Raw genomic sequence first — 8,963 nt, forward strand, 5'->3', positions numbered from 1 at the left:
CGCCGGCACCGAGCCCGCCTTCCCCTTCGGCCACGGACTCGGCTGGACCACCTGGTCCTACGACCGCGCCGAGGCCCGCGACGCCCGGGACCAGCCACAAGACCGTCATCCCGGCCAGTGGCCCACCAACTATCACTGCGCCACGCACCCTGCGACGCCTGGCCGCACTCGCGCAAGCCCTGGACACCGTCCTTCCCACCACTGCCTCCACCGGTGAAACCACCGCCCCCGCACCCCTGATGGGCCTGCCGACCGGGATCCGCACCCTGGACGACGCCCTCGGCGGCCTCCAGCCCGGCCGCTTCTATCTCGTCGCCGCCGCCCCAGGCGCCGGATCCAGCCTGATCGCCACCGCCGCCGCACGCACCAGCGCCCTCGACCAGCACCAACCCGTCCTCTACGCCGCCTCCGGACTCACCCGCGCCGACATCGCCGCACGCATCGTCGCCGCACACCTGCCCGTCGACTACCGCCGCCTGCGAGCCGGCCGCCTCACACCCACCGAGCAGGACGACACCGCAGCCCTCCACCACCACCTGGCCCAAGCCCCGCTGTACATCGATGACGGCACCGACCTGACCACCGACGCGATCGCCGAGAGCGTCCCGGACCTGCCCGGCTTGGCCCTCATCGTGGTCGACCGCCTCCAGACCACCGAGGACCCCCGACTGCCGCTGTCCGGCCCGGCCCAGATCACCGACGCCGCCCAGGCCCTCGCTCACCTCGCCCGTACCCACGAGCTCCCCGTCGTCGCTGCCGTAGACAGCGACGATCCCCGCCTGATCGCCGAGCTCAGCCTCGACATCACCATCACGTTGACCCGCGACGCCGACCAGATCCACGCGACCATCACCGAACGCGACCTCGGCCCGCAGGCCGCCCTCACTCTCCACGCCGACCTTGCCCACGCCCGCATCACAGACCCGGCCATCCCCTACGCCAGCCCCACCCCTCCAGCGCAGCCACAAGCCGCGAACCTGCACACCCCCGGACACACCCCGCAGGCGCCTCTCCAAGCCCCCACACCCACCGAGCCCGCCCAGGCAGCCCACACCGACGCCCCACGCAGGTCATCGCACCGCCGCACCGCCGCTCCACCTCCGCCCGGCGGCTACGCCAACCGGGACTACAGCTACTTCACCGGCATGATCACCCGCGCCGTCGACGAAGCCCTCCACGAGCACGACGGTGACATCACCGTCGCAACCGAAGCCCTGGTGAAAAAGGCCGTACCGAACGCAATGGCCCTGTTCGAGGCAACCCGCGTCGGCGGAAATTACGAACACACCGTCTACCCGGAAACCCTTGAATTCCTCCGGAAGAAAACCAAGGACGGCGCCGACGAAATCTGGGAAGGCCGCCACAACTGGACCAACACCCACCTCATGGACGCCCTCCAAAACGGCACCCACCCCCCGATCACCGTCAACGCCCTCGATACCAACGCCAGCTTCCTGTCCGCCTTCAAGACCCACCTGCCCATCGGCGCCCTGATCCACGACCCCAACGGCGGCTTCGACCCCAAGCGCTCCGGCATCTACCGCCTCCCCACCCGCCCCACCTGGCACCACCCCGACCTGCCCGACCCGATCGGCAACCGCCGAGAAGACGGCCCCGTCCTCCTCGACGACGCCACCATTCGCCTCCTCATCCGCTGCGCCCGCCTCGGCCTGTGCGAGGCCCCGCGCATCACCGAGCGCTGGACCTCCGGCACCAGCGAAGGCCTCCTGGAAAAATTCCGCCGTGTCCTAACCGAGGCCCGCACCAATGCCATCGAAGCCGACGACACGGTGACCGTCGAATACATCAAAGCCATGTATTCAAAATTCACCTCCACCATCGGAGAATCAAGCGTCAACCGCGACATCCGCCGACCCGACTGGATGCACATCATCCGCTCCCAGGCATTCGCTAACCTCTGGTACAAATCCCACCGCGCCCACACCAATGGCCTGACCGTCGTCCGCGTCCGCGGCACCGACGAACTCCACGTAGCCGGCGACTGGCGCAAGGTATTCACCGAAGGCCGCCTCACCACCCAGATGAAACAAAAAGACCAGTACCCCCTGCCGAGGAAGAGCGCCCGATAGATGTCGACCGACGGATGGAAGAACTTCGGCAACTACGGCGCAGACCGTGACCCAGGAAACGTCCACGGCAAAATCGCCCTCGCCCGCGCCCTCGAGGACGCCCTCGAACGCATGATCATCGACGGCGGAATCAAATCCCCAGTCGGCACCCGCCGCGGCCTGAAAGCCCGCATGCGCTACCTCACCACCACCAAAGGCGGCCCCCAAGCCTTGGCCGACGCCGGCATTCTCGCCACCCCCGCCACGATCCGCGCCTGGACCCGCGGCACCCAGCGCCCGCGCCCGGCCAACCTCGAAGCGATCGACACTGCCTACTGGAACCTGCGAGCCCACAACGTGCTCGCCAACCCCGGCGCCCTCAAGCAGCACCTCAACCGAGGCGGCCGCGGCACCCGTATCGAGATCCACCCCGTCAACCAGACCACTGTCGACGAGCCCCGCCGCCGCGACAACCTGAGGATTCAACACCGGCAGGTCCGCTATATCTGGGACGACGCCGTCGACGCCCTCGTCGCCAGCGACCTGGACACCATGGAAGACCTCTGGGACGACATCATCGCCGAACTTGACTCCGACTGGGGCGCCTACACCTACGTCTCCTACATCGGCATCGGCGCCTGACACGACCGCCTGCGGCTGGCCTGACCGGCCCTGATGGTCTGCGGGGGAGTGTCGGTTGGACCTCGTCGTCTGAGTGTCAGTGGCGCAGGTGCGGTGGCCTGGTCGTTGACGCTGACGGGTGGTGCTCACTCGTTGCTTGCATGAGTAACGAAGGGCCATGTCATTCTCATGCCGACCACCAGTGCTTCCGGCGTCGCCCGCCGCCAGACCCTCCAGCACGCCTCCGGCGCCCTCCCCCTGACGCTGCGGCCGTCTGACGGCCAAGACGTCGTGCGGCCGACGGGTTACGGGCGCTGGGTGAGCAGGGCGTCGACGCGGCTGGAGTGCTGGATGTAGGCGGCGAGGTCGGGCCCGAGCAGGCCGGCGACCGTCAGGAGGTCCTTCATCCGTACGGCGACGGGAACGTTCAGGAGCGGTTCCCAGTGCGCGGCCCGGTTGCGCAGCTCGTGCAGGTCGCCGATCGGCTGGTCGATGGTGGCGCGGTTGGTCCCGGGCGGGAAGGCGTGGTGGAGGTGGGGGACCCACAGCGTCTTCTCGTGCGCGGAGGTGGACAGGTACCTCCACATGCCCAGCGACAGCTCGGCGATCACCTTCCCGGGGGGCGCGCTGCGGCCGTAGCGGGTGCGGGCGCTGTCGATGGCCTTGCGGGTCTTGTCGTTCATGTCGACCCGGCGCGTGCCGCGCGAGCCCTTCTTCACACGGATCAGCGGGGCGCGCAGGGGACTGGCCGGGTCCTCCAGCCAGTGCCCGTTGCCGTTCCAGGTCGCGTCCAGCGCGGCGGCGTACGCGTTGCGCAGGGCGATCTCGAAGTGGCTGAGGTCGCGCAGGACCGCGCAGGTCAGGCTCGTGTTCCATTCGTACAGGGCGAGGGCGCGGGCGGGGTCGCCGCCGGCCGCGGTCAGGTAGATGGCGTGCCGGGCGGGGCTGAGCCAGTTCTCCACCCACGGCCCCGGGGCGGGTGCCGGGGATGCGTGCGTCACGGTTCCTCCTGCTGGAAGGTCGGGTATAGTCATGGATGACAAGCCCCGGTGGACCGCTGATCTAAATGATCATGTCGCCGGGGCTAAGACGTTTTCCGGGCCCGGTACGCCTCGCCCGCGAGACGGCAGCCCCGCGTTCCCGTTGCCGGGGCCTGCGGAGTGCGGCCGGTCGCATAGCTCAATGAAACCCCCGATCCGGAGCTGTCCCCGTACACTGGGACCACGGATTGACCTGCATGACCTCTAAGCCACCAGGGAAGCGGAGAGACGAGGCATAACATGCGGGTCAAGCCGTAGCTATCAATCCGCTGCAATCGGTGAGGAGGCGCCGTGATCCGGGCCCGCCTTGTATCGGCCACGGGGGAGCCGCCCGGACCCGCCGAGAAGGCGGTGAAGACCCGCCACGAGACGCTCGACGCCCTCACCGACAGCGGCATGCTGAAGGATGCCGTCACAGCCGCCACCCACCTGTCCGCCGCCGGCCGCACCCCTTCGGCGGTCCGTGTCCGCCGCCTCTACGTCCGCCATACCGTGCCGCTGAAAGTCGTGACGGAACGCAATGGCCTGCCGCGCGAGAAACGGCCTCCCGCCGCCCGACTGATCGCCCCCCGCGGCGTCACCGGCCGCCTGCACCTGCTCCTGTTGTTCGCCGCCGCCTGCCAGGCCGCCCCCGGCCAAAAGTGGCACCACACGATTCCCATCGAGCACGGCCGCGACCAGCCGATCTCCCTGGAACGACTCGTCTGCGCGCTCGCCCGCCACCGGGGCGGCACGGCTTACGTTGCCAGCCCGAGGACGAACAAGCTGCGCCAGATCACCCAGGCCCTCAAGACCCTCAACGACCAGTACTTGGTCGACCTGCCCCACCGCGGTGAATACCTGCCCTTCCGCGACTTCACCCTGCTGTGCGACAGCGGGCACAGCACCGACAACGCCCACATCCCCTATCGCGTGCCGAAGAAGAACGAGCCGTACGTCGACATCCCGGCCGCGTTCTTCACCCGGGGCTGGGTACACCTGCTGACCCCCAGCGAGATCACCGCCTATCTGATGTGGCTCGATGTCAACCAGCACTCCGAGCACGATGAGCCCTACGTCACCGGCGCCGTGCGCGCGGGCGCCTACGGACTGACCCGCGAGGCCTATGAGACCCACCAGGCGCTGCAGGCCTTCGGCCTCATCGACGTCACCCCCGACCCCGACCGTCACGGCGACGGCAAGTACGCCGGCTACCACCCGGACAGCCGCCTCCCGCCGTGCCACCGGGTCACTGTGACCCCCGACGGTCTGCTTGAGGACGCCGCCGACCGGATCGGCGAAACCCTCAACTGGTATGCCGCCACCGGGGACTGGGTCCGACCGCTTCGCCTCCGGCGCACCTGAGCGACCACATCCGTCCGCGCCGGCTGCCGCCCGGCGGACGGGATCGTCGTCCCCGCGGTGCCTTCCCGGGTACGGCAGAGGCATCGGACCAGCGTCGTGGAGGGCGCCGCCCTGTTCGGCACCGGCCGGGCTCGAACCATGCGGCACGCAGAGTGGGGGGGCGATGCGGATCTCGTTGATCTGCTGCTCGCGACTGGAGACCCGCAGGCAGGGCACACTCCGCCGACAGCCCGCGCGCGAACGACAGAATCCGCACCGCCGCACACCCCTGGGCCCCGGCACCGGCTGCGCCGACCCCCGCAGCCCGCGCTCCCGTCTAGGTCCCAGTTTGTGCGCAGAGCATGCTGTTCGGTCCCGAGGCGGGGCACAGGAACGCTACCGTTCGGGCATGTCAGGAAGACCCGTGCCACGCCCTCCGCAGCGCCCGCGTAAGCCGCAGCCGAACGGCAACAGCGTCGACTACAACGTTCCGCGGTGGCGCGACGACGGCCAACTCGGCCAACTCGGCGGGAAGAAGTTCGTGCGCAGGGCCACCGAGGTGAGCAGCGGGCGTGAGGGCGTCCTCAAGCACATGTCCGACCCGCCTGTGCCGGGCGAGGGCTATGTGGACAAGGGACGGAGGGCCCGCCGCCGGCGCTTCTACGACGAGGCGCTCTTCATGCAGCAGGTGAACGGAAGTCCGGGCATCCTACCGATCTGGGACATCGACGACGCCCATGGCACCGCACCCCGCTGGTACGCCATGCCCCGGGCCCGGCCGCTGGCCGACATCGTCGACGACACCTCGACCGTCCTCGACGTGGTCACGCACACCACCGCCCTGGCCCGCACCCTCGCGGCGCTCGCCGATCAGGGGATCTACCACCGGGACATCAAGCCGGACAACCTGTTCTGGTACGACGGGATGCCGGTCCTGGCCGACTTCGGGATCGCGGCCTTCGCCCACCTGCCCGCCGGCGTGACCCGTGTCGGGGAGAAGGTCGGGCCCGCCAACTTCATGGCCCCCGAGATGCGCAGCACCGACGGCAAGGACCGCGGTGAGCGGGCCGATGTCTACTCTCTCGCCAAGACCCTTTTCGTCCTGGCCCATCGCCGTCGCGGCCCGTATCCGCCCGAGGGAACACACCGGGTGGGCGCGGAGGAGTTCAACCTGGCCACCCACGGCGGCGGGAACGCCATGACCGCCCTGGAACACGTCCTGGAGGCCGCGGCCCAGCACCGCGTGCAGGACCGGCTGACCATGACCGACTTCCATGCCGAACTGGCGGCCTGGCTCGGCCGCCACGCCCAGACAACCCGCTTCCGCCCCTTCGGCCGCCCCTTCATGGGTGGCTGGGGACCGCACGGAGACCGCAGCCGCCGCGATGTTGAGGCGACACGGGCGATGATGCTGCCCTGCATCCGACGCATCGCCGAAGCCCTGACCGGTGATCCGGACGCCTGGAGCGAGGGCATCAACCACGACAACGGCGATCGCACCCTTGGCGAGTACGGCTGGATCGACAACTGTGAGGAAGGCTTCGTACCCGACGGCGGCTTCATCTGGATGGCCACCGACCTCCACGACGGACGGCGCATCGTCCTGGACGCACTCCTCGACGACGGTGTGTGTTTTATCGCCGAAGCGCAGCGAAGCGGACCGCCGTGGGTCCTGGAACAGCAGTGGGGACACACTCCGTGGCACCGTGCGCGGATGCCGCGGACAGCCGATCAGGTCCAGCAGCTGACAGACGCGGTCGTGGCCTGGATTTCCCACTCCTCACCGGACGCTCCCGTCGCTGAGGTTCCCGAACGGACCGCCGCCACGGCCTGACCCCGCAGCCAGCCGATTCTGTACGGGTTCTGGAAGCGAGACGAGGACGAACTCGGCTGTCCCCATGGGGCTGGACGCCGATGCCGGCCGCACTCGATGCGACGGCCGCTGACGACCCGCGCTGGCGCACGTGGCACGATCCGTGCTCGGCAGCCACGCGGCCAGCAGGGCGTGCTCGGCGCGTTCGGCACAAGGTCGTCAGGGCTCGGGGACCGCAGTGACGGCCGAGCCGGGGCCGCCGCCCTCGCCGACGCTGTCGAGGCCGCGGTCCGGAGTTCGTGGAGACGGTCGATCCAGGTCTGCTTGAATGCCCCGGCCCCGCCCTCCTCGGCCCCGGGCAGCGACAGCAGCCCCTGTCCGGCGCCGGCCTGTTCGTCGATCAGCTCCTCCAACAAGGCGGCGACCACGGCGATCTCGGGCGACAGGCACATCGCCAGCGCGTGGGGGACACCGGACGGGCTGGCCATCTGAGGGACGAGCTGGGAGACAACCAGGGCGAACCCGGACTCGTCGATCCTCGCCCGCAGGCGGGCGAGGAAGGGGTTGTCGGGCATCAGCAGCCCGTGCATCACGTACAGAAAGCCGACCAGGTTGAGGATTCGCGCCACACTGCGCGCCGCAGTCATCTCCTCCTCGCCGGCGGCCCGGAGGCGGGCGAGCGGGTCAACGAGTGTCCCCGCCACAAGCCAGCTCCCCAGAGTGCCCTCGCGCTCGGCCTGCTGCGTGGACTCGGCGACCGGCGCCCAGTCCACGCCGGGCATCAGTGCGGCGAGCGCCTCCATGAGGACCTCACCGCCGACCTCCGCGGCCCCCATCCCGGCGGCCGCGGCCAGATGCATCACCGCGCGCCGCTGCCCGCGCTCCGGGCCCCGGTCCCACGCGCCCCCAGGGTCGTCGACCACCAGCCGCCGCACCTCGTCCGGGTGCGGCAGCCCGGCCGGACCTCGCCCCGCCACCCGCCCGGCCTCGGCGTAGAAGGCGTCCTGCGCCCCCCGCCGCCCGCCGTACGGGCCCGCACCACCAGGTGCTGGGCGCGCGAGCGGGAGACCGCCCACAACAGCGACTCCCGCACGGCCGGCCACGGCGGCTCGGGCACCGCCAACTCCCCTGGCCCGGCGGGAAGTCCGGCCTCGGCGTACCAGGCGATCACCGTCCACCGCAGATCCCGCCCCGGCCGCGCATGCCGCCCCAGCGCTGCCGCGACGGCCACCGTCTCCTCGGCAAGCACCGACATCGAACCGCGCCCGCGCCCCAGCCACCGCCGTGCGTGCCCGGGCAGCAGTCCCGCCGCCCGTCACCGCTCCAGCTGCGCTGCCGACACCCGCAGGCCGAGCGCCGCGAGGCGCTCGATCAGAGTCCCGCCTCGGGGTCAGGACGGCTTGGGCCAGCGCGTCGCGTGAGGGCTCTGCGGCACTGGCAACGAGTCCGGAACGAGAGCGGGTCAGACGCGGGTGTGGTGACGGCGATGAGAGTTCCGTCCCATGCCATCAGCTCCCACACACACCTCCCGAGAACAAACCTAAGCAGAAGAAAAACGAGCCCCGAATGCGGCTCTAAATTTCTACTTTTGCGGTGCACAACGATTCACGTCTTCGGGGAACGCCATCCGGAGAGAATCGTCACAGAACCCCCACACCCATGTAACGCGAGTGAATGCGTAAAATCCCTTCGGAGACCTTCTATCACTCTTTTTAGGTACCGAGTATTCCACAAGAGGTCCAGACCAATACTTGAACACGAAGAGTAGCCGTTACATAACCGTGAACCGAGCCAAGGAGCGTTACATAATGGGTACGCATCGACAGGGACGGTGTCCGGCGCTCAGCGACAAGTCAGTCTGATCTGGCTCTCACCAGGCAGGCCGTTGAGAGCCAGAGAGATATAGCCGCAGGTCAAAGGGTTATAGAGACTGGGCTGCGATGCACTTACTTCTACAATTATGTACCGGCCAACAGGGGCCGGCTCCTCCAGGCAGCCAGCTTTTGTAACGCCGCGGAGCGGCGTTACAGGTCGTCGCGGAGCGACGACGCAACGTTCCGTCACGTAGTGACGGCGCGTCATGTCTCCGGAGGAGAC

The 8,963-nt window shown here is 69.2% G+C and carries 6 protein-coding genes; 4 read left to right on the top strand and 2 right to left on the bottom strand.

Going from position 1 to position 8,963, the window contains the following annotated elements:
* The first annotated feature begins 239 nt into the window (after nt 1-239).
* Nucleotides 240-2,090: a DnaB-like helicase C-terminal domain-containing protein gene (locus ADL08_RS35170; protein ID WP_078968019.1), complete on the top strand. Its 1,851-nt coding sequence runs from the start codon at nt 240-242 to the stop codon at nt 2,088-2,090.
* The gene (locus ADL08_RS06830) at nt 2,091-2,711 is read left to right on the top strand and encodes a hypothetical protein (protein WP_053641157.1); all 621 of its coding nucleotides are present in this window, start codon (nt 2,091-2,093) and stop codon (nt 2,709-2,711) included.
* Nucleotides 2,712-2,995: 284 nt separating this feature from the next.
* On the opposite strand, the gene ADL08_RS06835 is transcribed toward ADL08_RS06830, so the two are convergent.
* A complete protein-coding gene (locus ADL08_RS06835) occupies nt 2,996-3,691 on the bottom strand; it encodes an Abi family protein (protein ID WP_053641158.1) in 696 nt (231 codons plus the stop codon).
* A 330-nt stretch (nt 3,692-4,021) separates the two neighbouring features.
* On the opposite strand from ADL08_RS06835, the gene ADL08_RS06840 reads away from it, so the two are divergent.
* Together ADL08_RS06840 and ADL08_RS06845 are read left to right on the top strand one after the other, a co-directional pair.
* On the top strand, nt 4,022-5,074 hold the full coding sequence (locus ADL08_RS06840) for a hypothetical protein (RefSeq protein ID WP_053641159.1): 1,053 nt from the start codon (nt 4,022-4,024) through the stop codon (nt 5,072-5,074).
* Between the two features lie 403 nt (nt 5,075-5,477).
* Nucleotides 5,478-6,887 carry a protein kinase domain-containing protein gene (locus ADL08_RS06845; protein WP_053641160.1) on the top strand — a complete coding sequence of 470 codons (1,410 nt, stop codon included), beginning with the start codon at nt 5,478-5,480 and terminating at the stop codon, nt 6,885-6,887.
* Here ADL08_RS06845 and ADL08_RS37545 read toward each other — a convergent pair.
* Nucleotides 6,785-7,789 (bottom strand): hypothetical protein, encoded by a 1,005-nt coding sequence (locus ADL08_RS37545; RefSeq protein WP_199836965.1) that lies wholly within the window; start codon nt 7,787-7,789, stop codon nt 6,785-6,787. The two genes, ADL08_RS06845 and ADL08_RS37545, sit on opposite strands and share 103 nt — an antisense overlap.
* Nucleotides 7,790-8,963 lie beyond the last annotated feature (1,174 nt).

Origin of the sequence: Streptomyces sp. NRRL F-6492 (assembly GCF_001280125.1) — a bacterium.
Taxonomy (GTDB): domain Bacteria; phylum Actinomycetota; class Actinomycetes; order Streptomycetales; family Streptomycetaceae; genus Streptomyces.

Excerpts from the sequence above, each read along its gene's own strand:
- ADL08_RS35170 (WP_078968019.1), top strand. The coding sequence starts at position 240 with ATGGGCCTGCCGACCGGGATCCGCACCCTGGACGACGCCCTCGGCGGC.
- ADL08_RS06830 (WP_053641157.1), top strand. The coding sequence starts at position 2,091 with ATGTCGACCGACGGATGGAAGAACTTCGGCAACTACGGCGCAGACCGT.